This window comes from Roseofilum sp. (assembly GCF_982964205.1).
The window spans coordinates 29,186-55,199 of sequence record NZ_CEZBFX010000017.1 but is presented as its reverse complement, the minus strand read 5'-3'; the positions used below and the strand labels follow the sequence as shown (position 1 = coordinate 55,199).

The 26,014-nt window shown below is 45.3% G+C and carries 18 protein-coding genes and 1 pseudogene; 9 read left to right on the top strand and 10 right to left on the bottom strand.

Translation table 11 applies throughout. From position 1 onward, the window contains the following. Window positions 1-126 precede the first annotated feature (126 nt). The 5 genes from AC3A14_RS07260 (at window position 127) to AC3A14_RS07240 (ending at window position 6,816) form a co-directional block, all read left to right on the top strand. A complete protein-coding gene (locus AC3A14_RS07260; protein ID WP_487778950.1) occupies window positions 127-1,788 on the top strand; it encodes an ABC transporter substrate-binding protein in 1,662 nt (553 codons plus the stop codon). Window positions 1,789-2,106: 318 nt separating this feature from the next. Beyond that, the gene (locus AC3A14_RS07255) at window positions 2,107-2,925 is read left to right on the top strand and encodes a TlyA family RNA methyltransferase (protein WP_318732855.1); all 819 of its coding nucleotides are present in this window, start codon (window positions 2,107-2,109) and stop codon (window positions 2,923-2,925) included. Between the two features lie 26 nt (window positions 2,926-2,951). Then, window positions 2,952-3,659: a hypothetical protein gene (locus AC3A14_RS07250; protein ID WP_318732856.1), complete on the top strand. Its 708-nt coding sequence runs from the start codon at window positions 2,952-2,954 to the stop codon at window positions 3,657-3,659. Window positions 3,660-4,459: 800 nt separating this feature from the next. Next, window positions 4,460-6,103, top strand: a complete 1,644-nt coding sequence (locus tag AC3A14_RS07245; protein ID WP_318732857.1) for a glycoside hydrolase family 10-like protein — start codon at window positions 4,460-4,462, stop codon at window positions 6,101-6,103. A gap of 143 nt (window positions 6,104-6,246) precedes the next feature. Continuing rightward, window positions 6,247-6,816, top strand: coding sequence for an REP-associated tyrosine transposase (locus tag AC3A14_RS07240; RefSeq protein ID WP_318732858.1), 570 nt, complete (start codon window positions 6,247-6,249; stop codon window positions 6,814-6,816). 134 nt (window positions 6,817-6,950) lie between these two features. Here the strand turns inward: AC3A14_RS07240 and AC3A14_RS07235 are convergent, their stop codons facing one another. Next, window positions 6,951-8,060, bottom strand: a complete 1,110-nt coding sequence (locus AC3A14_RS07235; protein WP_318732859.1) for a quinone-dependent dihydroorotate dehydrogenase — start codon at window positions 8,058-8,060, stop codon at window positions 6,951-6,953. 150 nt (window positions 8,061-8,210) lie between these two features. Here AC3A14_RS07235 and AC3A14_RS07230 point away from each other — a divergent pair, with 150 nt between their 5' ends. After that, window positions 8,211-11,081 (top strand): GAF domain-containing protein, encoded by a 2,871-nt coding sequence (locus AC3A14_RS07230; protein WP_318701572.1) that lies wholly within the window; start codon window positions 8,211-8,213, stop codon window positions 11,079-11,081. Here the strand turns inward: AC3A14_RS07230 and AC3A14_RS07225 are convergent. The 7 genes from AC3A14_RS07225 to AC3A14_RS07195 form a co-directional block, all read right to left on the bottom strand. After that, entirely contained in the window at window positions 11,078-12,244 is a 1,167-nt protein-coding gene (locus tag AC3A14_RS07225; RefSeq protein WP_318732860.1) for a nucleotidyltransferase domain-containing protein, read from the bottom strand. The genes AC3A14_RS07230 and AC3A14_RS07225 overlap by 4 nt on opposite strands. Window positions 12,245-12,262: 18 nt before the next feature. Continuing rightward, the gene (locus AC3A14_RS07220; protein WP_318732861.1) at window positions 12,263-14,077 is read right to left on the bottom strand and encodes an ABC transporter ATP-binding protein; all 1,815 of its coding nucleotides are present in this window, start codon (window positions 14,075-14,077) and stop codon (window positions 12,263-12,265) included. A 4-nt stretch (window positions 14,078-14,081) separates the two neighbouring features. Beyond that, window positions 14,082-15,230, bottom strand: a complete 1,149-nt coding sequence (locus AC3A14_RS07215) for a 50S ribosomal protein L11 methyltransferase (protein ID WP_318732862.1) — start codon at window positions 15,228-15,230, stop codon at window positions 14,082-14,084. Beyond that, window positions 15,223-16,209, bottom strand: a complete 987-nt coding sequence (locus AC3A14_RS07210; protein ID WP_318732863.1) for a hypothetical protein — start codon at window positions 16,207-16,209, stop codon at window positions 15,223-15,225. Before AC3A14_RS07210 ends, AC3A14_RS07215 begins: the two co-directional genes overlap by 8 nt. Window positions 16,210-16,425: 216 nt before the next feature. Further along, complete coding sequence (locus AC3A14_RS07205) at window positions 16,426-18,312, bottom strand: asparagine synthetase B family protein (protein WP_318732864.1); 1,887 nt, start codon at window positions 18,310-18,312, stop codon at window positions 16,426-16,428. A 223-nt stretch (window positions 18,313-18,535) separates the two neighbouring features. Next, on the bottom strand, window positions 18,536-18,826 hold the full coding sequence (locus tag AC3A14_RS07200) for a PqqD family protein (RefSeq protein WP_318732865.1): 291 nt from the start codon (window positions 18,824-18,826) through the stop codon (window positions 18,536-18,538). 24 nt (window positions 18,827-18,850) lie between these two features. Further along, window positions 18,851-18,979 (bottom strand): hypothetical protein, encoded by a 129-nt coding sequence (locus AC3A14_RS07195; RefSeq protein ID WP_487778949.1) that lies wholly within the window; start codon window positions 18,977-18,979, stop codon window positions 18,851-18,853. Between the two features lie 186 nt (window positions 18,980-19,165). On the opposite strand from AC3A14_RS07195, the gene AC3A14_RS07190 reads away from it, so the two are divergent. Continuing rightward, window positions 19,166-19,804: a restriction endonuclease subunit R gene (locus tag AC3A14_RS07190; RefSeq protein WP_318732866.1), complete on the top strand. Its 639-nt coding sequence runs from the start codon at window positions 19,166-19,168 to the stop codon at window positions 19,802-19,804. A gap of 104 nt (window positions 19,805-19,908) precedes the next feature. On the opposite strand, the gene AC3A14_RS07185 is transcribed toward AC3A14_RS07190, so the two are convergent. Beyond that, window positions 19,909-21,636, bottom strand: coding sequence for a diflavin flavoprotein (locus AC3A14_RS07185; RefSeq protein ID WP_318732867.1), 1,728 nt, complete (start codon window positions 21,634-21,636; stop codon window positions 19,909-19,911). A gap of 258 nt (window positions 21,637-21,894) precedes the next feature. Here AC3A14_RS07185 and cobO point away from each other — a divergent pair, with 258 nt between their 5' ends. Next, entirely contained in the window at window positions 21,895-22,518 is a 624-nt protein-coding gene (gene cobO / locus AC3A14_RS07180) for a cob(I)yrinic acid a,c-diamide adenosyltransferase (protein WP_318732868.1), read from the top strand. 343 nt (window positions 22,519-22,861) lie between these two features. On the opposite strand, the gene AC3A14_RS07175 is transcribed toward cobO, so the two are convergent. After that, window positions 22,862-25,210 carry a CHAT domain-containing protein gene (locus AC3A14_RS07175; protein WP_318732869.1) on the bottom strand — a complete coding sequence of 783 codons (2,349 nt, stop codon included), beginning with the start codon at window positions 25,208-25,210 and terminating at the stop codon, window positions 22,862-22,864. A 460-nt stretch (window positions 25,211-25,670) separates the two neighbouring features. On the opposite strand from AC3A14_RS07175, the pseudogene AC3A14_RS07170 reads away from it, so the two are divergent. Next, window positions 25,671-26,014, top strand: a pseudogene (locus AC3A14_RS07170) (DUF928 domain-containing protein); the annotation flags it as partial.

Below are 26,014 nucleotides of genomic sequence, written 5' to 3'. Positions count from 1 at the left end.
GCAGTGAACAATCGTCCGAATCGCCATCTTGTACAGCAACCACCAAAGCGGTAGAGTAAAACGAGGTTTTCCCGATTACGAGAATGACTATTGCCTTCCTCTAGCACACGCATTATGATGAGAGCCATGGTCACGCAAGGAAGAGAGAAGTTGCTATTTACTGGGTTAAAACCATCGCAGGGTTTCGGTAAATTTTTGGCGATCGCGCTAGTTTGTTGTTTCATGGCGATCGCCTGCAATCCCCAGTCGAATAATACCCAAACTTCGAAGAGAGAAAATGAACCAGTAATTTTAGGCACGACACTCAAACCCCGTACCCTCGATCCAGCCGATGCCTATGAAATCCCTGCTCTCAACGTCCTCTACAATATCGGCGATCGCCTGTATACTTACCAGGATGGAACATCGGACTTAATACCACAGTTGGCGACAGAATTACCGATGATAAGCGGCGATCGGCTCACCTACACGATTCCCTTGCGTCAAGGAGTCATGTTCCACGATGGCACACCCTTTAATGCTGAAGCCATGATATTTTCCCTCAAGCGGTTTATGGAAAACCAGGGCAGACCCTCTTTTTTACTCTCCGATATCGTGGAATCCATTGAAGCGACTGGAGAATATGAACTCGCCATCAAACTCAACCAACCCTTTGCGGGCTTTACCTCTCTTCTAGCATTTGCAGGACTTTGCCCGATTTCACCCCAATCCTATCAGATCGGTAGCGGTCAATTTCAGCCCGATACCTTTGTGGGAACCGGTCCTTATAAAGTAGCTGAAGTTACTCCAGATGTCCTCCGATTAGAACCCTTTACTGACTATTGGGGAGATGTAGCACAAAATGAAGGCATTGATATTCAAGTCTTTTCTTCTCCTGCCAACTTATTTAATGCCTTTCGTACTGGAGCGATTGACGTAAGTCTCGGCTCATTAGACAGCAATCAAATTGATAGTTTAGAGAAAGAAATGGATAAAGAAGGATGGCAAGAAATTGCCGCCGAAGGTAATACATTGAACTATATTATTGTTAATGTTCAATCCGATCCGCTCAATCAACTCCCCGTTCGCCAAGCCTTAGCAGCCATCACCGATCGCCCCACCATTAACAATCGCGTTTTGCAAGGACAATCGGAACCCGCGTATACCTTAATACCCAAAACCTTTGCCGCTTCAGAACCAGTTTTTAAAACTCTTTATGGCGATGGCAATGTGGAACTGGCGAAAAAACGGTTAACTGAAGCCGGTTATTCCGTCGATAAACCGGCAGTTGTGGAGATTTGGTATCCCTCCAGCTCCACCAAACGGGGATTAATTGCGAGTACCCTGAAGGCGATCGCCGATACTCAACTGGAAGGACTTTTAGATATACAACCGAACTCCGTCGAATCCGCCACCGCATTCCAAAACCTAGATAAAGGCGTTTATCCCACATTTATGCTCGATTGGTATGCCGATTTCCTCGATCCAGATAACTATATACAACCCTTTCTCGAATGTACTGAAGGCTCAGAAACCGAGGGCTGTAAGGCTGGCGCAAGTCAATATCACGGCTCTTTTTACTATAATCCCCGCGTCAATGACTTAATTGCCCAACAACGGCAAGAACAAGATCCAGAAAAACGTCGCTTGCTCCTAGTCGAAATTCAAGAGCGATTAGCCGAAGAAGTCCCCTATATTCCCCTCTGGTTCGATAAGGATTATATATTCGCCCAGAAAAACATTGGAGGCGTGATTATTGAAGCCAATCAATCCATTCCCTATGGGAAAATTACGCGAGTTGAAAGTTAGAGCATATTTATAGCGCTTCGCGCTAGGGAATAGGGAACAGGGAATAGGGAATGGGAACAGGGAATAGGGAATGGGAATAGGGAATAGGGAATAGGGAATAGGGAATAGGGAATAGGGAATAGGGAATAGGGAATAGGGTTGTCGTACAGGGCTTTGAGGATTCAACACTGTACTCCATAACATCGACAAGCGCTGTATAAAGGATCAGAAACCCTATGAACCACTACAGTTTTTTGTCCTGTACTGAGAATTAGGGCATGAAAATGGCGTTTCTAGTGTTAAAATAAACCCATTTTTAAGGTTGGGCGTTGAATAAAATTGGCTAAACAACGACTGGATATTTTACTGGTAGAACAGTCTCTATGTGACTCTCGACAACTCGCCCAGCGCTTGATCCGCGCGGGTGAAGTGATGGTGGATCGGGTGGTGATAGATAAACCCGGGACGTTGGTTTCTACGGAGGCAACCATAACAGTTAAGGAGCGATCGCCCTTTGTCTCTAGAGGAGGAGAAAAGTTAGCCCATGCTCTTCACTATTTTCACTTAAATGTTGCTGGACGAATTGCCCTCGATGGCGGAATTTCTACGGGAGGCTTTACGGACTGTTTGCTACAAAATGGCGTAAAACAGGTTTACGGGGTTGATGTGGGATATGGCCAAGTAGATTGGCGTATTCGCACCGATCCGAGGGTGATTTTGAAAGAGAGAACCAATTTACGCTATTTGAGTCCCGAAGAGTTATATAGTGGGGAAGACCTCGCAACCTTATCAGTAGTTGATGTGTCGTTTATTTCTTTAGCAAAAGTGTTACCAGCCTTATGGACATTGTTAGCTCCTCCCAGGGAGTTAGTCGCGTTAGTCAAACCCCAGTTTGAAGTCGGGCGATCGCGAGTCGGTAAAAAGGGAGTTGTCCGCGATCCCAAAGACCATAGTCAGGCGATCTCCACAGTTTACCAAAGCGCCTGTAGTCTGGGATGGTCCTATCGAGGCTTAACTCATTCTCCCATTACCGGGCCAGCGGGAAATATTGAATATCTGCTCTGGTTACAAATGGCTTCAGAAGATCCCGATAGCTGTGGGGCCCTAGATTTGTCTATTATTGATCAATGCACCCTAGCAGCAAAAAATGCTTTCTGAATCTTGAACTCCTTACCCCCACTCCCATGGATCGGTTAAAACTTCTTTTCCGAATTGTCCTTTATATCCTGATCGTTCCTTTAGCGATCGGTTTAGTTGTCTTAAGTAAATTACTATTTATTTTTCTGGCCGATCAGCATATCTATTCCCTACCGATCATTGGCGATATTTTTCGCATGTTAGACTTGAGCGAACTGTCTAACTTGATTTCCTTTGCCATTTTAGGCTTGGGGTTTGGACTCTCCACCATTTTTTTGCCTCCTCGTATTCGCAAACAAGTGAGTCTAGTCTTGCTCGTTCCCACCATTCCCTTTATTCTCAGCATTCCCACAGTCGTTCGCTATAATAACTGGCTCAATGATATTGCCGAAAATACCCAGTTGTCCTCTGGAGAAATTGTGCAAAAAACGGATGGGTTTCTGGAAGAGAAAACTGGAAAAACGGGGATGTTAGGCTTTTATCTCTATACGGCTAAGTTTCCCATTCTACCCACCCAAATCGATCGCCTTAACCAATTAGAAGCCGAGGATAGCCGCTTAAAGTCGATTTTAGCTGGTTTCCTAGGCGATCGCGCCCAATGGCTTGATTGGGTCTTTGCTGTTCAAGGATGGTTGTTGCGCGCGGTTTATGGGGCGATCGCGATCGTGACGACCCTGATCCATTTCCAAGAAGGATCTCAGCAATTACAGCGGTTTTCTAGGCGCAATAAGCCCAAAAAAGGGAGTAGGGAGTAGGGTGCAGACGTTATCTATTCTGAATGATTGATTTAAAACGACAACAGCACCCAGATGACTTACTTCCTGAGTGACTTCCCTAGTATTGTTTGAGCCTATTTGGAGTCCAACTTTCTTCACTAAAATGGGCGTGAATACTGGTTGATTTTCCTCCCTGCTACTTCAGTTTAGGAAGTTTCAAGTTTCAGTAGGGGTGCTGCCGTACTCTCTTGAGACAGATAACAGTTAATCAGCGATTTACCTCTTAACTTTCAATTGGGTTGTGTACAAAATGGCTGTTAATCTGCCAGCGAAGCTTTACTTGCTTCATGTTCTTACTATAAACATTTCTTCGACTCAAATCAAGCGATTGTAACTAAACTTTACTCAATAAATTCCTGTTCAAAATATTTCCTTTAAAACGACAACAGCACCCGGATGACTTACTTCCTGATTAACTTCCCTTCATTATTTGAGCCTATCTGGAGTTCAACTCTCTTCACTAAAATGGGCGTGAATACCGGTTGATTTTTCTCCCTGCTATTTCAGTTTAGGAAGTTTCAAGTTTCAGTAGGGGTGCTGCCGTGCTATGTTGAGACAGACAACAGTTAATCAGCGATTTACCTCTTAACTTTTAATTGGGTTGTGTACAAAATGGCTGTTAATCTGCCAGCGAAGCTTTACTTGCTTCATGCTTTTACTATAAACATTTGTTGGGGTCAGATCAAGCCATTGCAACTAAACTTTACGCAAGGAAAAGTATCTGATTACAAATATAATGATTTACTGTTACATCAACCTCAATCTGAGGGCAACCGTTTATGGCTAAATTCACTGATATTACAAACCATTGGGCTCAAGCGGTCATTGAACAACTGGCGGATCAAAAGATTTTTAGCGGCTATCTCAACGGTCAATTTAAGCCCGATGCACCAATGAACCGGGCAGAATTTGCGGCTGTACTCTCCCGCGCCTTTCCCCATCATCCGAAAACGGGCCAAACTGGAGTTCAATTTAGGGATGTACCTCCTTCCTATTGGGCGTATGGGGTGATTCGCCGTGCCTATGCATCGGGATTTCTGCGCGGTTTTCCCAATCAACGCTTTCAGCCCACGGATCGGCTCTCCCGCCTGCAAGCTTTATTGGCTTTAAGTAATGGCTTAAACTATGAACCGCAAAACTTGGTGGAGATGACTTTAAACGAAACTTTTGAGGATGCCGATCGCATTCCCGAATATGCTAGATTGGCGATCGCCGCCGCTGCGGAACATGAATTAGTCGTCAACTATCCGGACGCGAACCAACTGCGTCCCGATGCGATCGCCACCCGCGCCGAAATTGCCGCTATGATTGCCCAAGCCCTACAAACGGGTAATAGTGTCTCTCCAGTTCCCGATCAATATATTGCTAAAGTCAACATTGCTCCCCCAGTTCAGCTTACCGGAGAACTGCGGGGACTCTGGTTAACCCAACTGAGTCCCCACTCGCACTTCTTTCCCAACAATACGGAAACGGCGATCGATTATTTATCCCAATTTAATTTCAACACTCTCTATCCCAGTCTATGGAATCAGGGTCAAACCCTCTACCCCAGCCCCCTGCTGCAACAGCTTACAGGAGTTACTCAACCCTCTGACAATCCCCTAACAGAATTACTCAAAGCCTCTGGGCGTAACCGGATTAGCATCATTAGCTGGTGGCAAGGAGGGCTGAAACTTCCCGCGAACTCTCCCTTACTCGAAAACCGTCGCCATTGGATCGCTACCCGTCAAGATGGAGTCCAATTTGGCACAGGAGAATCCAGTTATGTTTGGCTTAACCCCTTCCATCCCGAAGTACAAGCCTTTATCCTCAATTTAGTGGGAGAAATGGTCAGTCAGTATGAAATTGAAGGCATTCAACTCGACTCCTCCTTCTGTCCGCCCGTTGAATTAGGCTATGATGCGGTTACCAAGCAACTTTATCAGCAAGACCATTCCGGAAAACAGCCCCCTTCTAACCCCCAAGATCCAACCTGGGTGAAATGGAGACGCGATCGCCTCACAGACTTTCTCAAACAGATTTCTGTCCGCATCAAAGCGCAAAAACCCTACTGTATTCTTAGCTTTGTCGCCGATCTTCAGCGTACCGATACGCTCCAAGATCCCCAACTTTGGGCAACCGATCGGGTTATTGAAGAACTCATTGTTTACTCAGGCTCTAAACCTTCCTTAGACCATCCGGCGATCGCCCTAGCGAAACATAAAATTCCCGTCAGTCTCGGTCTATCAACTCAGAATACATCTCTGGTGAAAATTAAACAGGAAGCTCAAGAAGTGCGCGATCGTAACTTAGCCGGAATCTGTTTCTTTTCCTATACCACTCTCATGACCTTACTCGCTCAAAAGCAAGCCGAACAAGAATTTAGCGCCCTCTTTCCCGAATTAGTCGAACGAGCGCAAATCATTCCCTCCCCATCGTTATAACTTCATGACTCGTTACGATCGAATGATAGGTCTAAGAAACCCGGTTTCTTGAAGAAACCGGGTTTCTGGTCTACGCAGGGGTCTTCTCCCACAACTTAAGATAAAATAGGAAAGTTAAAAACCCGATTTCTGGGGTGAGAGCGATGCCCTATCGTCAGGTGCAATTTCAGCAAGGATGTTATTATCACATCTATAATCGGGGAAATAATCGACAGCCAATATTCTTTGAAACGGACAACTATCTCCACTTTTTACGTCAGTTTCGCCACTACTTCATTCAACCCCAAGCCCTCGACATTTTAGCCTATTGCTTGATGCCCAATCATTACCATTTTTTAGTCTACTTAAATCAGGCAGACTTTTCCCAGCACATGCAACGGTTTACCCTGTCCTATACGAAAGCTATGAATCGGCGTTATGAGCGAGTGGGTTCATTATTTCAGGGACGCTTTCAGGCCATTTTGGTGGATAGCGATCGATATTTAGCCCATTTAACCCGCTATATTCACCTGAACCCAGTGCAGGCGAATTTGGTCGAGTCGGCTGAAGATTGGCCGTTTTCCAGTTATCCAGAATATCTGCAAGTGCGCGGTGGCACTTTACCCCAATGTGAGAGGGTGACATCGCTGTTTGAGTCGGTAGATGCCTATCGCGAGTTTGTCGAGGAGGGAGGACAGGATGAGGTGATTCAAAATTTGCTCTTCGATGAGTAGCCAAGAAACTCGCGGGGGGTCTAAGAAACCCGGTTTCTTCGAGAAACCCGGTTTCTGGTCTACGCAAGAGGTGCAAGAAAACCCAGCTTCTAGTCTCCGTGGAGGTGGCCAAGAAACCGGGTTTCTACCTCTGTTCATTGTTCATTACCTCTCCCTACGGCATCCGCCAAGGTATCCAACCCTTCCTCCTCCAATTTGTCCAACAACCCCTGTAAAATCCGCTTCACCATCCAGGGGCCTTGATAAACCCAACCTGTATAGACTTGAATTAAACTCGCGCCAGCGGTGATTTTCTGCCAAGCATCCTCTGGGGTGAAAATTCCTCCCACGCCAATAATCGGTAATTGCCCTTGGGTTTGTTGCCAAATCAAGCGGATCACCTCTGTAGATCGATCGCCCAAGGGAACCCCACTAATGCCCCCTTGCTCTTCCTCCATCAGAGCGCCAGTTTTGGGATTGAGTTTGGTTTTCAGGGAATGTTTGTTAATTGTGGTATTGGTGGCAATAATCCCGGATAACTGGTAACTCTGGGCCAAATTCACCACATCAGCGATCTCCCGATCCTCGAGATCCGGAGCAATTTTCACCAAGAGGGGTTTGTGCCCTTGGTTTTCCTGTTGAATAGCCTCTAAAATAAGACTCAGTTGGCTGGCATCTTGGAGCGATCGCAAGCCAGGGGTATTGGGTGAAGAGACATTGACCACAAAATAATCTCCCCAATCCCTGAGTATACGGAAGCTCTGGCCATAATCGGCTGCCGCATTTTCTAGGGGTGTTATCTTTGACTTACCCAAATTAATTCCAATCGGAATTCGATGGGGGGTAGGGCAATGCTGGCCATCTTTCAACCGTTCTGCCATAGCTGCAGCGCCCTCGTTATTAAATCCCATACGGTTTAAAACCGCTCGATCTTGAGTTAAGCGAAACAAACGGGGACGGGGATTACCCGGTTGCGGATGGAAGGTGACTGTACCGAGTTCCACCGATCCAAAGCCTAAACGATCCCACATGCCCACCGCCAGGCCATCTTTATCATATCCGGCAGCTAATCCCACCGGATTGGGGAAGGTTAATCCCCAGAGAGTTTGCCCGAGGCGATCGTCCGTTAACCCTAACGTCCGATCGATAAAGGTGGCATAGCTGACGATCCGTTGGTGACTTAACCAGCTTAAAGCGCCCATAACCGAGTGATGGAGATCTTCTGGATCGACTTTAAGTCCTGCAAAGATAAATTGTTCAAGCATGGGGAACGGTTCCAATTGAACGGGTGAATAATGGATATTTAATCGGTGTTTGTCCAGATTCAAGTTACCCATTATTCCCGATCGACACTAAGCTTGTCTATTATTGATTCGTCATTCCCCCTTATTTACTATCCCTAGAAGCCTCGGTCTATGCCTCAGCAGTCAATACCGAAACAAAGCGAAAAACAACTGGTTACCCTGGGTCGGACTCTTCAAACCTTACGGGAAGAGGAAAGCCTGGATGTGTTGGTTGATACAACTATTGAATATATTGAAACGGAATTTGAATATGATTTAATCTGGATCGGTTTGTATGACCGGCGAGAACATCGCTTATTTGGCAAAGGAGGGATTCTACCTTCGGGAGGCGATCGCTCCATCCTCAAACAGACGTTTGCCTTGAGTCCTGGAGATTTGTTCGAGCAAGTGGTGATTCAGCAAAAACCGGCAGGGGTTCCCGACTTGCGGGAAGAGCGACGAGCTGGGGAATGGCGGAAGTTAGCGGTAAAATTGAATATTCAAGGCACAATTGTGTTTCCCCTGCGCTATCGGGCCCTATGTTTTGGGGTGGTGATTTTGGGATCGAAATTGTGGGGAATTTCGCCCCGCTCGGATGAAAAGGCTCGTCTATCAATGATTTTTGGCGAATTGGCGGCCAGTTTAAATGAGATGGAAGCCAATTGGCGCAGGAATTTGGAGAAACGGCCGGATAAGCCGTTATTAGATGTTTTGGATCGGTTGCGATCGCTCTCCGATTTTCGCCAGCGGTTAGATGCAGTGGTGGCCAAAACCCATGAGTTTTTAGGTCCGGATCGGACGAATATTTATTGGTTTGAGCGCGAGAGACGCTATTTTTGGCGCAGAACTACCAATCTTCAGAAAACCCCCGCTCAAGGGGTGGGAAATCAAGCGTCCTCTGGCATTACGGTGCAGGAGGTGATTGGGTTTTATAAGGCCCTGGTGGCCGATCAGGTGGTGTCTGTGGGGGAAGCACGGAGTTCCCTGAAGGCCGATACCACCAGTCGCCTCATGCAGCAAATTAAGGCTCGTTCCCTGTTAGCCGCTCCAATTATCTATCAAAATGAGTTGCTGGGTTTTTTGGCGATCGAGGGGAATGAACCGCGTATTTGGGAGGATGCAGAACGCAAATATGTGCGGGGTGTGGCTCAGTTAATTGCCATGATGGCTCCCCTAGAGGAGATGGAGGAAGCAGTGGAGCGCACCAAAAAAGACCAGGCGTTGACGGCTGATTTGGTGCGATCGATCTATTCTGAGGATGATTGGCGACAGACCTTAGATCATTGTGCCCATTTGGTGTGCGATCGCCTAGGAGTAGAGCGGTTTTTGGTCTTACTCTACGATCGCGATAAGAATCATTTTGAGGTGGTTTGTCAAAGTCAACCCGCTAACCGTCGTCCTATTCCTTCCCTGCTACCGGTTCCTGCGGATGAAGAATGGCAGCAGCTTGAACAGTCGAGAGCGGCAATCCCGATTGAAAATTGGGAGGAAGATTGGGAACTAACCAGTTGGCGCTCCCTGTTTACTCAGGTGGGAATTAAGAGTGTTTTACTCTGTAATACGGCGATCGGCCATGAGATGGAAGGGGTGCTGATGGTTGCCCATGATGTGGCTCGAACTTGGGAGGGTACGGAATTAGAATTGGTACGGGTAGTGGCGCAACAGTTAGGGTTGATTCTCCACCAATGGCAACTGCATAGCCAGCAACAACAACAGGAAAAGCTACAATCTTTGATTCAATGGGGACAAACAGCTATTCAATCGGCGATCGACAATTCGGATATCCTAGAAGAGGAGACCCTCAAGCAAATTGTCCAGGTATTTAAGGTTCCTTTAGCGTTGAACATTCGTTGGTCTTTGGAGAAGCCAGAGGTCGGTTATATTACCAACGCCCAGGTCACTAGCCCTGAGTTTAATATACAGACGAAAGGAAAGATTGATCTGGCCCACGATCCCTTGATAGAAGGGGTTTTAGCCAGCTCAGGGGTTTATCAGCTCTCGAGCGAACACCTTTCTCCACTGACACGCCAATGGTTGAGTGGATCGGGCATTGGGGAAATTGTAGCGATCGCCTTTCGGGCGGATGAACAGGCAACGGCAACGGGCATTATTGTCTTAGCCGATGCTCCAGGACGGTTATGGGCCGATCCGTACCTTACGGCTTTAGGAATTATGGTTCGACAACTGGCTTGGTCTGAGCGCATGACGACGCTGCAAAGTTACTTTGAAGTCCAGCAGGATCGGGCGCAAAAGTTGAATTGGTATAAGCAACGTCGGAGTGAGATGGCCTATCGCAAGCTGACAATGGAACTGAAAAAACTGAGTAATTTGGGGACTCCCAAGGATGCTCTAACGGTTACCCGTTATCAGCAAGGATTGCGATCGATGAATTCTACATTGGGTCATCTGGCGCAAATGCTCAAAGATGAACAATGGGAATTGCAATGGTATCAGATGCACTTGCCTTTAGTCAGTTTAATTAAACGGGCGATCGAACGGGTGGATGTATTGGTGAAAAAGCGGGAACAATTTATCCGTGTCCAAGGACAACCGGGAGCGATGAATTTGGTGGGTGATGTGATGAAATTAGAGTTGATTTTCCACGAAATTTTAGGCATTGCCTGTAAAATGGGCCAGCCGAAAGCACAAGTGGATATTTGGTGTAATGGTCTCTCGAAAACGGAACTCCTCCCTGCTCAGGAGAAAATTGCCCAGCGCTTGCGCCAGAACCCCAATCAATCGAATCAACTTGAACCTCTTTTATTATTTGATGTTTCGATTGTTTGTGCCACATTATTAGAACCGAGTTTAATCCTTGAACTCCAGCAAGGGCGATCGCCCGATCTCCTGACTCCATCTTTGCTGGATCAACCCCCCGGTTTACATTTGCTCATTTGCCAATCTCTGATTCAAAGTGTTGGAGGATATTTTAATACTTACTCTCTGGAAAATGATCGGATTATGTTCCAGTTATTGTTACCCGTTGAATCGAGTCAAGATTAATCCTTTCGCCACTGGGGCCGGTATTTCCACAACAAACGCAGCAGGCGCAAAGGATAATAAAAGAAAAACAACCCGGAGGGTAAGGGGAGTATTTCCCACTCTAGGGGGGTAGGGGTTGCTACATAGTCAAACCAGTACCACAGGAGATCGCGCCATGAATCCATTGTTTGCACATAAATTTGTCCCATTAACTTGAGACTATCTGTATCAGATGTGAGTTTAAACCATTGTTCCTCTACTAATTTGGCTAAGTCCTGAATCTTGCGATTATTAGCTAAGTTAGTCCTCCACTGTTCAGGAATCGGAGCATCTAAATAATGGTAGGCTAACCATAAGCCTAGCTCTAACATGGTTTGAGTACCCAAATGACCCACTTGGCGATCGATCCACTGCCAATCCAAATCCTGATATCGATTTAAGAGTTCAGCAATATCGCAAACCCAAGACAAATGAGACCAATCATGTTTAGCCCCATGAACACATAAAAATAACAATAAGGCTTCTGGAGAGAGAGTAAGAATGGTTTGATTCGCCAATTGTACTCGATTTTGATAGTTTTCATCTTCCCAAACCAACTGGGGATTTTCATGAAACGAGAGCGCTGAAGAAATCAAAGACCAATGTAAATCCAGATGCACCTCTTTTTGGGGCGAATAGAAATTATGCTCTGGGCGAATTTGGGTATACTGATGTTCTTGCCATCCCTTAAACTCGAATTGGGGTAAATATCCTTGTTTGATCAGAGTTTTCGAGGCTTGAGCTACCGCCTCTTTAGGAATTAAAATATCTAAATCAACAAATTGCCTCAATCCCAAATTTTGATAAGCAACTTCAGCCAAAACCGGCCCCTTAAATGCCAAAACTGGGATATTTTGCCTCTCAAAAAGTCGAATGATTTTAATCAATTCTTGTGTGAGGGATAAGTTGCGGCAAGCATTTTGCTTAAACTCGCTATGGATGACTTCAAAAAAAGCAATATCAACTCGATCTTTAAACTCTTTAATCGTCCAGTAAAACAGAGGAATTAATCCATGATAGCTAATCGAATTGAGAATATCATCCCAATTTAAATTCCTTGACAGTAGATCTAGAATTTTCTCTTGATTTTCGCCAGAATGATAGGTGCGAGCGCAGTTCAAGATGAGTTCATGTTCAAGACGCATGTTTAGGAAGAAGAAGCCTTATCGATAATAGTGAGCTTGAGTATTAAACAGTGTTGCATAAATCCCTGCTTTTTCCATTAATTGCCTGTGATTTCCTGCCTCCACAATTTTACCCTCTTTTAAAACTAGAATTCGGTCAGCAAACTTTACGGTTGAGAGACGATGACTAATAATAATAGACGTTCGTTTTTGCGTTAATTGATTCAACTGTTCTAAGATTTCTGCTTCTGCTTGGGGATCTAAGGCGCTAGTGGGTTCATCCAAGATTAAAATGGGGTGATTTTGACGCAGGAAAGACCGCGCGATCGCCACTTTCTGCCATTCACCAATACTCAGTTCTTCTCCATTAATCAATTGCTTGCCTAAAATCGTATCATATCCTTGGGGCAATTGCACAATAACATCCTGAATCTTAGCTAATTCAGCCGCTCGCTTAATTAGGGCTAAATTATCCCAGTGCTGAATATCTCCAACACCAATATTCTCTTGTACCGTTAAATGGTAATGGGCATAATCTTGAAAGACAATGCTAATCTGCTCTCTTACCTGTGTGGGAGATAAATTGCGCAGATCAACCCCGTCTAAGCGAATGGTGCCAGCAGTCGGATCGTATAAGCGGCACAACAGTTTAATCAGCGTGGTTTTTCCTGCCCCATTTTCCCCGACAATAGCGATTGTTTCTCCAGGTTCAATCGTAAAGTGAACATCTTCTAGAACGGAGCGTTGACTCCGGGGATAGGAAAAACTGACCTGCTCAAATTCTATTTTACCTTCAATCATAGCCGGCAGTGGAACGGGGTGAGATGGCTCCCTAATAGTTGGCGTTAAGTCAAGAAATTGATAAAACGTGGAGAGAAATAGACTATTCTCATACAAAGAAGCTAAATAACTTAAGCTCTCCCTCAGTAAGGTTTGTCCTCGCTGAAAAGCTTGATAGTACATGACTAAAGAGCCAATGGTAATTGCACCCGTTAATGCCCGATCTGCCATCAGAGCAAAGGCGGTAAAAACGGCTAGAGTTGCACTACTTTGGGTGATACTTTCGGCAAACGAACGACGCGCAGATAGGGAGATTCGTTGCTGACGAATGCCTTGACGGAGGGTGTTAAAACGTCGTTGAAAGAGTTTCCCTAAGTCAAATAAGCGAAGTTCTTTGGCATGATCGATTTGGGTGATTAGCGTACTATAATAATACGCCATGCGTTCTTGGGGAGTCCATTGTTGCCATTGGCGATAAAGCTGTTGGGAAAATTTTAGCCGAACCAGAAAAACGGGGATAGCAGCTATTACGAGGATAAGGGCGATCGCCCAATCCAAAGAAAACAGTAGAATGCCGATGCCTACCAGAGATAAACTACTATTGCCTAATTGGATGAGTCGGTTTAAAATTAAAGGTGGACGGTAAGATGCCTCGGTTTGTGCCTGATGAAGTACATCATAATATTGGGCATTTTCGTAGTATGCCAAATCCACTTCAATGGACTTGGCATGAAGCAGATTCTGCACGTAGTCAGTAACAATTTGAGATTGCACTTCATTGATCCATCCGGCTAAGGATCTCAGTCCGTCAGCAATAATCGCCACCAATGCAGCAATAGCAATTAGCACAAGTACCGGTTTTAGGGAGGTTTGGGGAGTGGAAATGCCTTTGGTGATGCGATCGATAATTAGCTTGGTGAGGTATAGGGAAATGAGGGGTAAAACGGATTGGAGACAGACTAAGGTAATATTCGCCAGTGTTAGCTTGGGAGTACTCTCCCAAACCAACTGTACCGCTTTTCTGAGATAGAGCAACTGTTTAAAGCGGGAGGCGATCGCAGCGATTATCGCCATTATTCTATTCACTGTACACTGTTGATAATTGTCCTACCCGCGTTAAAGCCTCTTTCGGCGTAGAAAATGCTCCTGGAAACTGCTCCATTAAAACTCCTGCAATTTCGCTCACCGATTTTCCTTGCCCCATAGACTCTAAAACCAATTGCGCTATCTTACCCTCTTGATTCAACTGGGGTACAAAATTCCCTGCCTGCTTCCGCAACTGCTGAGGAGAAAGGGATTGGGCAAAAAATGTAGATTGCTTAAACTGAGCCTTACACTGGCTTTCTTTCCCTTGTTCCCATACCTGGGTATCCCAACGGAAGATATAGCTATTGTTTACCAAGTTAGCTTGTAAATTCACGGAAATTGTATCGCCTAAACGAATCTCAACCGGCTCTAAAAACGGGAAAAACGCTGTCCCATAAATCAATTCTGGCATTCCTGGAGCGGTGGAAAACCCAACGCCCTCAATCAATGTTGCATCAAACCATACACTCAATCCATGGGCTGTCCCACTCCGAGAGGGTTCAAAAATCATTTGATTGCCCACATTAGGATTTTCAATGGTTCTATAATCTAACGTTGCCCAAAGTTGCGGTTGTACCAATAATTGAGAAGGCATGACCCAGCCTTTCCCCCAAATATTATTGACGTTTTTTTTCGCCGCATCCATGTTGAAACTATAACAATATTTATCCCAAGGATCGTTAATTCTGTTCCACAAATTAGGTGCTTCTACCACACTCACCCAAATGTTATCCTGTTGGGGAATCAACACACCTCCGGGACGCAATAACCGGGTTCTCGCATCAGCTAATGAGCCAATATGTTGCTGAAATAAAGGTAAAACTCCCCGCAAGTCAGAGATGATGACATCAGCTAATTCGGGTAATTTAACGTTAGTCGATAGGTCTTGGATAAATTCAATTTTATCCCTATAGCCATTAGCAACTGCGGCCGGTTTGCCGATTTCAATCGCTGGATTGGTTTCAATGGCGTAAACTTTTTTTGCACCTAACTGACAAGCCAGGAGGGCAAAGATTCCGGTTCCCGTTCCTATATCGAGAACTACTGAATCTGGAGTAACTGATTGTTTCAAAGCTTGCGTATAGGCTTCCATGCGGCCGCGATCGCCGATCATGGAGCCGTAACCCGAGACACTATACATGGTCTAAATTCTCTAAAATCACAGTTGGAATGTTGAATAAATGCTCAGAGTCAGGGTGAGCATTCAGTTGATAAACCGGAACTTGATTAACGGTGTCGCTGAGAAAACCAAACTCCTGTTCCCGCATGGTTTTATCGAGGAGCAAGTTGGCATAAGTATTGGCAATCAAATCCATTAAAGCTTTACGTTTTGGCAGTTGTGTGAGCGCTGGAATGGGAGAAGAACTGGTGCGATCGCCTAATATATAAATACCAACGAGAGGTAGAGGAGTATCTTGGAACTTGTACTGGTCTTGATTGAGGTCTAAATAGGTTTTATCCCAACTGGGGTTAGTGGGAACAAGGCGAGGAAGTGCATCAGGGTTGTTATAGAGAATTTCTACAGAAGAAGGCCAAAGTCTGAGTCGGGGATAGGCGGGCTGAACTAGAATCTGATGGTCTTGGTCTAGTAAAGCTACGATATCGTCAGAAAGGATAGGATATCCAAGTTCGGCAAATGCTGCTGCGGTGGTGGATTTTCCTGCACCAGAACGACCGACGATGGCTATGGCGCGATCTCCAAGTGCGATCGCACTGGCATGAAGACAGGTGACTCCCCGCAAACGCAAAATCAGGCCCATCACTGGGCCGAGCAAATAGGTCGCTGTATCCTCCAAGGTTAACTCTTCCGGCCAAGTTCCCCATACTTCTGTACCCTTGCAGTCTAGGACAAACTGAGTGCGATCGGCATAGACCAATCTTAAGTAAGAACCATTAAGAAGCTGCTGAACTGTCCACAAAGGTTCTCCTGTATGAGTGGTAATCGAACTCACACTTTGAGTTGATGAAACGTTGACTAAGGCTTGGCTTAACCATAGGGGTTGAATTCCCAGCCTTACATCTACGTCACAATTTTTTGCTGGGGAAGCTAAAGGAACTAAACCAGATATGGAACAGTTACAGTTTAGTAAAAGACCAAATGCAGAAGAATGAAATGCCACAAGTAGGGATTTTTTTGAGTCTCGATCGATCCATTCAGTTAGCAAGAGGAGAGTCTTGCCAACTGAATCTAAAATCCAGTTCTATTGTTTGGGTCCGGCGGCATACTAGTATAGTTGTCTAAAACATTGGAGTTGATACTTGAGGCCTTGGTTAGCTGACTGACATCACCGTACCTGATCAAATTTGGACTGTGATAGTTTCTTTTGATGGTTTTCTTATTTTCCGAGTACATAGCGAGCCTCCTGAGTTGATGTTGAATCAATTTTAATTGATGATAGCTGATGCAGCCAGTAGTTCAAGCTTATTGGACGAAGGTCAATCAAAGCTTCACCGTTCTGAGCTGTCATTCCGCAAAGGTGTGGGATAACAGCCTTATTGACATATTTAGATAGTCGAGGAATTTGATAAAACTCATCCACCCATCTGTTCTCTAATTGTTGCAGTCTTAGTTTAATAGAATTACCCATTGCAGGAGCTTTTGGACGACACCTTACAGGTTCCGGTAATTTTCCGACCATAGAAACCCTTAATATTTCTTTGAACAGAATCCATGAAATCACTGGGATCGAAAATAAAAACTCTATTAACCGTAGATCAAAATATGGATATCTCACTTCAGTGGGGAAACCGGTCACACTTGAGTCATAACTCTCAAATAGATAAGATCCAAATGGCTCTACTAACAGGGCATAGGCTTCAGGACGAAAACTAACTATGGGCTTAAGTTTCCCTTGATGGTAAACATCTTCCCATCTTGCTTTTAAGTTTAGCTGTTTCTCTAGATTTGGATTCAGCCATGCCGGATAGGAAGGAGTCCATGATGGTATTCCTAAAGCCTCTTTCAATCGAGCGCGTATTCCTGGCTGAGGAATATGTTTATGAGATTGCCAATATTTCAATATCTCTAGTATCAGTGTTCCGATTTTCCCCTTTCTAATCATAGAAAGGCCATAGTAATAAGACCCTTCTGAGTGAAATACTCCGTCTCCACCTTCACCACTGAGAGTCACCCTACTATGGGAGGTCATTGCTTGGTAGTATTCTTTATTGCTTTTCACTAAAGGAATTAAGGTCGGTTCTGGCGCAGATCCTTCTATATCTTCCCATCCTTTACACAACTCTAAGTTATCAGCGACTTGGTAGTGGATAGGAATATCCAGATGTTCGGCAACTAAACCGGAGTAGTAGCGCTCTTCGTCGGGGAGGAGACGATCGAAGACGGTGGTGTATGCTCTGAGATCGTGGGAGGGGTAAGTTTTTGTGAGGAGTTCTTTGGCGATCGCCGTTACACTGGTCGAATCTAATCCTCCACTCATGTAAACTGCAACTTTATTCGTTCTCAGCCGATCGCCGACTGCTAACCGCATTAACTCCAAAAACTGCTCTACATACTCTTCATCCCGTTTATACCGGATATAGCCATCCGTGGGCAATGTCCAGTATCTCTCCACCTTAAAGCTCTCTGGAGTCCAGATTAACCGATGTGCCGCAGGCAAGCGTTGAATATCGGCAAAGGCGCTGGTATCGATTTCTTTGTTGTAGCCGAATAGGAGAAAATCGGCGATCGCCAAATCATTAAGCTTCTCCGATACAGACGGATGCAGTCTCACACAATTGAGCGTATTGCTAAACACAAATTCTTTGCCCAAATGAGCGTAGAAAAACGGTTTTACTCCAAACCGATCTCTGGCGCAAAACAAACGCTGTTCTCTGCCATCCCAGATGGCGAAGGCAAAATCCCCAATCAGGTAATCCAAACAATCTATACCCCAAACCTGATAGGCATCGAGGATTAGATTGGGATCGGGAGTATCTAAGTCAACCGGTTTTCCTCGGTCTTGAAGACTACGGATCAACTCTCTGCGACCATCTACCCGTGCATCTGCTACAATCCATACCCGCCGATCTACCGTTAGAGGTTGGGTTTCATTCGCAGATTCGTCAGTTGTCCTTAACAGGGTATGCCCAAAACCAACGGAACCCTCTGCCCAGATTCTCTGGACATCCGGTCCTCGGAAGGTCATATATCCTGTCATCCGTGCCAATAGTTCCCGGTCAACCGGAGCATTATCGGCATTGACGATTCCTACGATTCCGCTCACTCTCTTCACCTCTATATGGTGTTTAGATGGAGTAATTAGCTGATTTTAAATCAGCCTGGCCGCTTAAAACGAGCTGATTATACTCTACCTATGCCTTAACTGTAAACCGATCTACCTTGATTTTTCCAGAGTATACGATAGCACAACTGAAGGATTTCCCCGAATCCTTCTTATGCCATATTGAAAAGCAATGGGCGATCGCTCCCGATCCTTAAAGCCACTTTTAGGCTGGACTCACAGTAACCAGGTCATGATCGACCATATTTTCAATCAGTTCGATTAAATCTTGATGCAGTTTTTCCGGCTCTACCTCATACTCTTCCAATAGGCGATCGCTCGCTTCTTGAATCGAAGCAGAACCTGTCAACACGGATAACATCCGTGAACCCACCTCATCCAAACCGAAGTATTCTTCACTGTTTAAGTTGAGTAATACTGATTCTCCAGAGAGTTCCTGAACTAGGACATCTGGAGCTAGAGTAATGTTTTGTTGATTAGAAATAGAGATTTCCACCTTAGTTTTGGGTTAATTAATTAGCTATGGATCAATCAAACCGAAGTATTCTTCACTGTTTAAGTTGAGTAATACTGATTCTCCAGAGAGTTCCTGAACTAGGACATCTGGAGCTAGAGTAATGTTTTGTTGATTAGAAATAGAGATTTCCACCTTAGTTTTGGGTTAATTAATTAGCTATGGGTCAATTAAGCCATCGTGCGAATTGGATTCAGCTCATAGTATAGCGATTCCGTAAAACTTAGCAAGGCCCGTTTATCCCGGCTTATGCATCTTGCCTTTAAGGGTTACACTGAAAAGCATACACTCAAATTAATCCGATCTCCACACTTACCCTCCATGCAAACGCTGACTGCTAGAACCGTTTCCCTAAGTGAACTCGAAGATCGTTTTCAACTGCACTTGACAAATGACCCTGATGCTTTCTCAGAATGGCACACAGCGCTACCAGAATTGACCAATACAGAGCAAGATCGCTGCGATCGCATTAAAACCAGCTATACCTATCTCCTGCGCTATCCTCCACTGCTGGAAAACACGGTGAAAATGGTCGTTCTTTCTCCTCTGTTAGATATGGCAGGTTTCTTTTTACCTCCCTTCCGCATTCGCTCGGAAGTCTCTACAGAAATCACTGACCAAGATGGAGAATTGAAAGTTACGGGCAACTTAGATGTATTGGTGTTGAGTGAGAAGTTTTCGGTATTGGCGATCGAGTCTAAGCAAGCGGCTTTTTCCCTAGAAGTAGGCAGATCTCAACTACTTTCTTATCTCCTTGCTAGTCCTCATGCAGCCACATCTGCCACCTATGGACTCCTCACCAATGGAGCTAATTTTACCTTTGTGAAACTTATACCTGATGTGAACGGGTTTATTTATGATCTCTCAGATGAGTTCAATCTTCGTAACCGCCAGAATGGTTTATATCCCGTTCTGCAAATTCTCAAGCGTCTGGCTAGTGTATTCACCCAAAGAGTCTAAAATTGCTGGGAGGTTCTGTGGGGGTTAACAGCACTCAACCCTTACAGGAAGGACAAAGGGAAAACCTGGTTTTCCCTATTGCCTGTTATCCATTGTCTCCCTGCCTAATAATGGTTACCCACCTTTCGATGGTGAACGGCGGTTAGAGCATCTACATTACTCACTCGTCCAGTATCAATGGTGGAATAGACTAACCAATGATCGGAAAGCTCCATCCGACTAGCCACTTCACATTCTAGATAAGCAAGAGCATCTGTCAAAATGGGACTGCCATTGGCGGCTGTTTGGGTTTTTACCCCTTCAAAGCGGTCGGCACCAGGGCCAAAGCGCTTGAGGAAATGGCGCATTAAGCCTTGATAGTTATCTTCGCTGAGGATATTGAGAACAAAAGTATCGCCTACATGCATCAGGGATTCGATCGCCCGATCCTTGGCTACAGCAATGGTAATCCCTAGGGGCTTAAAGCTCGCTTGAGTGACCCAAGACGCGAGCATAGCGCTTTTGAGGGAGCCTTTTTGGGCGGTAATGATATAAAGTCCGCCACTTAAACGACCCAAGGCCCGGTCTAGGTCATTATCCAGGGACTTCATCTGTTTAATGGCATCTTTGAGTCCCAAAAGTTGCCCCATATCCGTTCCCGCTTCTTCACAGACTTGATAGGTGGCTTCTGTGGGAGCTTCTTTGATCAAAATGGCGGGAAAGGCTTCTTTAAGTCCCAATTCTTGGAATTGGTTCCGCAGGGGATATATGGAGAGATCGTCGCCTCCACCGGACTCAAAAAGACCGATCGCCTGTTTATCGTTGGCAGCGACTAAAATGGTACTCAAGGCCGCTTCTGCTTCTTTGCCGACATCTCCGGACTGGGGAGTAGCTCCAATGATGAGGGCTGATGCCATTTCTACCAGTTCCCGGACTTCCTGGGGATCGGACGATCGCAAGTCCATCATTTCTACAGCGATCCCGGTTTTGGTAATTCCGTGGGAAATTGCTTGCGAGAGGCGATCGCTATAGCCATAATCGGAAGTATAGAAGACGGCAACGGTTTTTTCGGCTTTGGTTTTCTCCTTACTCCAGCGATCGTAACGGCCGGTGAGTTCCTCTAAGTTATGCCACAATAGAGGCCCATGGCCGGTGGCAATCAGGTTAATCTCTGGGAGTTTGGCCATCCGTTTCATGGCGTTGACAACAGAACGGGCATTGGGAGCCATTAAGCATTCATAGTAGAAGCGAAAGTCTGCTTCAATATCGCTTAAGTTTTCATCATAGGTGCGATCGGAGCAATAGTGCATTCCGAAGGCATCGCAGGTATAAAGAACAGACGTTTTATGGTCGTAGGTAAAGATAGTATCGGGCCAATGGAGATTCGGAGCGCTAACGAATTCTAAAATATGGCCTTGACCCAAATCTAGGGTATCGCCATTTTTCACCAATTGGCTTTCAAAGGGTTTATGAATTAGATTTTGGAGAAATTGAACGGCAATTTTAGCCCCAACCACGACTGCATGAGGGGCAAGTTCGAGGACATCTTTGACCAAAGCACTATGATCGGGTTCTGTATGACTAATCACAATGTAGTCAATGGTGGCGGGATCGATTTGTCCTTTGAGGGTGTCGAGATAGAGTTGCTCAAATTTACGATGGGACGTATCTACCAGAGCGGTTTTTTCACCTTGGATAATGAAGGAGTTGTAGGTGGTGCCATTTTGTAGTCCGAACTCGATGTCAAAGCGATCGCGATCCCAGTCGAGGGAACGGATCGTTGTCGTATTTTCGGCGATCGAAGCGGTTTCTATTGTTAGTCTTTTTTGAGGGCGATCGGTCAGTGCTACCATAGTTTTCTGTCCTGTATGGGAGGTGAGGGACGACGGCGATCGTCGTTATCTATATCTCTCTTTATTGTTACAAAATCCTGGGATTTCGGGAAGGTCAGTCCAGTCAGAAGAATTAATCAAACGAGTTAATTACGGATATACCCCATGGAGAGCAGGGGGATGAGGAGATAGGGAGATAGGGGGTTTTATCATATCTGCCAACTCCCCACTCCCCACTCCCTGATAAACTGTAGACAGAATGTTAACCGTGTTTCTGCTATGCATACCCAATCTTCGTCTTTGAGCGCCGAGCAACACCAGAAAAAAATGAAACGTCGCCAAGAGGTGCAAAAAGAGCGCGTTAGCAAAGCCGATAAGGAAAAGGGTTTGATTATTGTCCATACAGGAAATGGGAAAGGCAAAACGACAGCCGCGTTAGGAATGGTGTTGCGATCGCTCGGTCAGGGCTATAAAGTGGCGATCGTGCAATTTATCAAAGGCGCATGGGAACCAGCAGAGAAAGCGGTTTTACAACCCTGGGTTCCCCAACAACTGGAATTTAAGGCTATGGGAGAAGGCTTTACTTGGGATACTCAAGATCGCGATCGCGACATCGCCAAAGCCACAGAAGCTTGGCAACAGGGATTAGCCTATTTGCAAAACCCGGAATTTCGCCTCGTATTACTCGATGAAATTAATGTGGCACTTAAATTGGGATATTTGCAGGTTGAAGACATTATTGCCGGTTTAAGCACAAAACCCCAAGATTCTCATGTCATTCTCACGGGTAGAGGTGTGCCAGAAGCCTTAATTGAAGCCGCAGATTTGGTTACTGAAATGAAGTTACTTAAACATCCTTTCCGCGAGCAAGGAGTCAAAGCACAACCCGGAATTGAGTATTAGTATTCATTAATAGATTTCTGGTAGCAGTTAGGGAATAGGGAAAGGGGAATAGGGAATAGGATTGTGGTACATGGCTTTGGGGATTCAACGGTGTACTCCATGACAGCACAAAGTACTGTATCCCTCTTCTGTCACTTTTGGATAAAGGGGCGTGAAACCCTGATTCCTTCGTTAGCGATCGCGGGCTGTAATGACGGAAATTCGTACGAATTTCCCAGAGTGACAGAAGAGGGGTATGCAAGAGATCTAATAATTAGACGTCTTCTGTCACTTTCCAAAAAAGAGGGAGTGGACAGTCAGTAAAACCCTGTTTTCCCATTCCCTATTCCCTATTCCCTATTCCCTAATTATTTTTCTCAGCGACTTGAGGTAAACGATCGCCTAAAAAACTCCATTGAGCGATCGCCTCATTAGTCCATAACCAATCGTCTTTTCCTAGAGATAGAGGTTGAAACGCCAATGGAGCGCGATCCATTACAGCCTCATAGAATTCAAATGCTTTTTGCTCTTGATTTTCCTGGGCAAAAACTAAGGCTAATCCAGCATAAGCCGTTAATAATTCTGGGGAAGCCTCACTCTCAGTCTGTTGAGTTGCCAGCTCAAAATTCTTCTTGGCTTTACCTAAATCATTGTAGGCATAATAAGCAAATCCTAAAGCATTGTAATATTTTGCCTGTTGAAACCCTTCTTTTATCGGAATGCCCCAATAGCGGATGGCATCATCCACACTGTAATTGCGGTTTCCCTGTTGTAAGGCTTGCCAAACTAAGCGTCCCCAAATATAACTTAACTCTGGTTCATTGTTCAACTCACGGGGAGCATTTTCTAAGGCTTGCTTTGCATAGGAAACAACTCCACTGTCAAGCAAGTCTTCTACATGGATAATTCCTTGCTCCACATTACTTTGATTAAACTCAGCGATCGCCTGAATGACCAGATTCTGGTTGGCATTTTCTGTATTGGGCTGATCCGTAGGCAGAGGAGAAGGACTCACGACAACAGGATCTTCCCAAGGATTGACAAAAGTAATATATTCCTGGGAAATACTAAATATCAATAGAGCAACTCCTCCCAAAAGGCTTGTCCCTATAATCCCAAAGCGCCCAAGATCTAAGGGAAAAGATGAGAGTGTCACCCATCGCTTAGACGATCGCCTCTTGTCCGGTAATGCCTTTTTTTCAGGTCTCTCTACAGGTAAAGAGGAAACCGCTTGAGTGTGTGCCAAAGCTTGATTCAAGGCGATATTCCCTTGGGGATGTTCTGGATCGAGATCGAGCAATTGACGATAGAGTTCAATCGCTTCTTGGACTCGGCCTTGTTCATGTAAAATACAGCCTAAATGGTAATAAGCATCAGTATAATGGGCATCAGTTAATACAGCCATCTGATGGGCAGAAATAGCATCTTCAATTTGACCTTCTTGATAAAAAATGACTCCTAAGCGATCGTAGGCTTCTACATCCTGGGTATTTTCTTGAATTCGTTGCTGATAGTACGCTTTATCCTTCTTGATGGAAAGCTGAGGAACTTGTGGAGACGCAACAGCAGGGACAGGACGAGAGACAGAATGGGGACGCTTCTCTGGAGGAAAAAATTGCTCAAATCCGGGTTGTAAATAGAGAATGGGCAAGGCAAAATAGAGAGCATCGGAACCATAGGCAGCAATCAGACCCTGACGAGTCCGATTTAAGCTTAAATCAATGGCATATTCTCGCTTCAGGTTGCGATAGAATAATTGACTAAATGTGATGGCGACTTGATCGGGGATGCGATCGCCCATTGCCAAGACACTGGGAATCCCTCGTTTGAGCAAACTTTCCGCTAAACTGGTATCTCCGCTTCCCGCACTGGAACAGGAATTAAACAGGGCCATTAAAATGCCATTATTGACTAATAAACCGGCTAAATCTTCTCCATGGAGTTGTTCAGTTAAGCCCGTATGTCGATTTTTGAGATAGATTTCGCCTCCCAAGGCATTGGCTTGACTATGACCGGAATAATGAAAAATGTGATATTGTCCTTGTTCTAGGGTTCGGGTTAATTGTTCGCGATCGGGAAAGGTGAGAATGTCCAAATGGATATCCAAACCTGTACCTTCGTGATTTTGCAGTTCCCCTTGTAAGCGATACATTTCTTGATCGAGAGCTAACCCTTGTTGATCGCTTGGCGCTGAAAGCACCATCAAGATGTTTAATGGTTCTACAATTGGATCGGAGTTTAAAGGTCGGATTCTGGGATTGAGATGGTAGCGAGAAAAGAGAATTTCTGTATTGGTGGTGAGAGGGCGATCTCCAGCATGAAGAATTTCCCAAGGAAGTTGGGCGACTAGGGGATCTTTCAAGTGTAAGCGCAACCGTAGGGGTTCGGTGCGGTTATGGGCAATTCCTTGGGCAGTATGCCAACTTTGGGCGATTGTTCCTTGAAAGAGGGAGCTATACAAGCTTTTGCCAAAACTGACTAAATCTACAGACTCGGAGGAAAGGGGAGTCGGAAATAGAGGATCGCCGATCAGATATTCTGTTAATTCTAGCCAATCGGCGATCGGCCATTCCACCTGTTCTTCCGCTAGAGGAACTCCAGGAGCAACTAATTCGGTTCGCACTAAGTAAGTTTTACGCAAGGGGAGATTCTCACTGGCGCTTTCCCTGACATAACCGACTGGCGTGACGGACAAATGAAATTCTTGAGTCACTGCTTCACCTGCACCTTTTCCCGATTCGGATAAACACTTGGCTCTGACTTTCTTTACAGGAGTTAGAGCCTCAAGTCAGGGAAGTTTCTAGATCGGGGAAGTCGGGAGTGGGAAGTTGAAAGAGAATCAAAACAATCAGAAATAATTGGCGATCGCCTTGTATCCTCTCTGCAATTGTTTTAGAATGAGGTTGCTGAAGGTAGACTTTGTATACTACAATACTTCTACATAAAGTAGCTAAAACGATCTGCTTGGGTACAAAGAGGCTCAATCCAAGATCTCGATCGCAGCATCGCAACAATGAAACCTCAAGCAATGGTAAGGGCACTCTAAGTTGAAGCACCACGGAACTTTAAGTTAACGTTAGATTATAACTATCTCCGATCAAAATTTATTTCTTATTCTCAAGCCTGCTCAACTTAATTTATCCCTATCATCCCAAATCCGTGAGACCAAACCTATGAAACTTAAGAAACACGCTATACAAGCAGCAAGCTTGTCTCTAGTGACGATCATGGCGCTCTCGATAGCAGAAGAAACGGTTCAAGCTGCTATGTTTACTCCTCCTTCAGACAATAGCGCACCCAGTCAATCCACGGGAGGAGCATCAAGGAGCAGTTTTCTACCTCCTTCAGACAATAGCGCACCCAGTCAATCCACGGGAGGAGCATCAAGGAGTCGTTTTCTACCTCCTTCAGACAATAGCGCACCCAGTCAATCTACGGGAGGAGCATCAAGGAGTAGTTTCTTACCTCCTTCAGACAATAGCGCACCCAGTCAATCTACGGGAGGAGCATCAAGGAG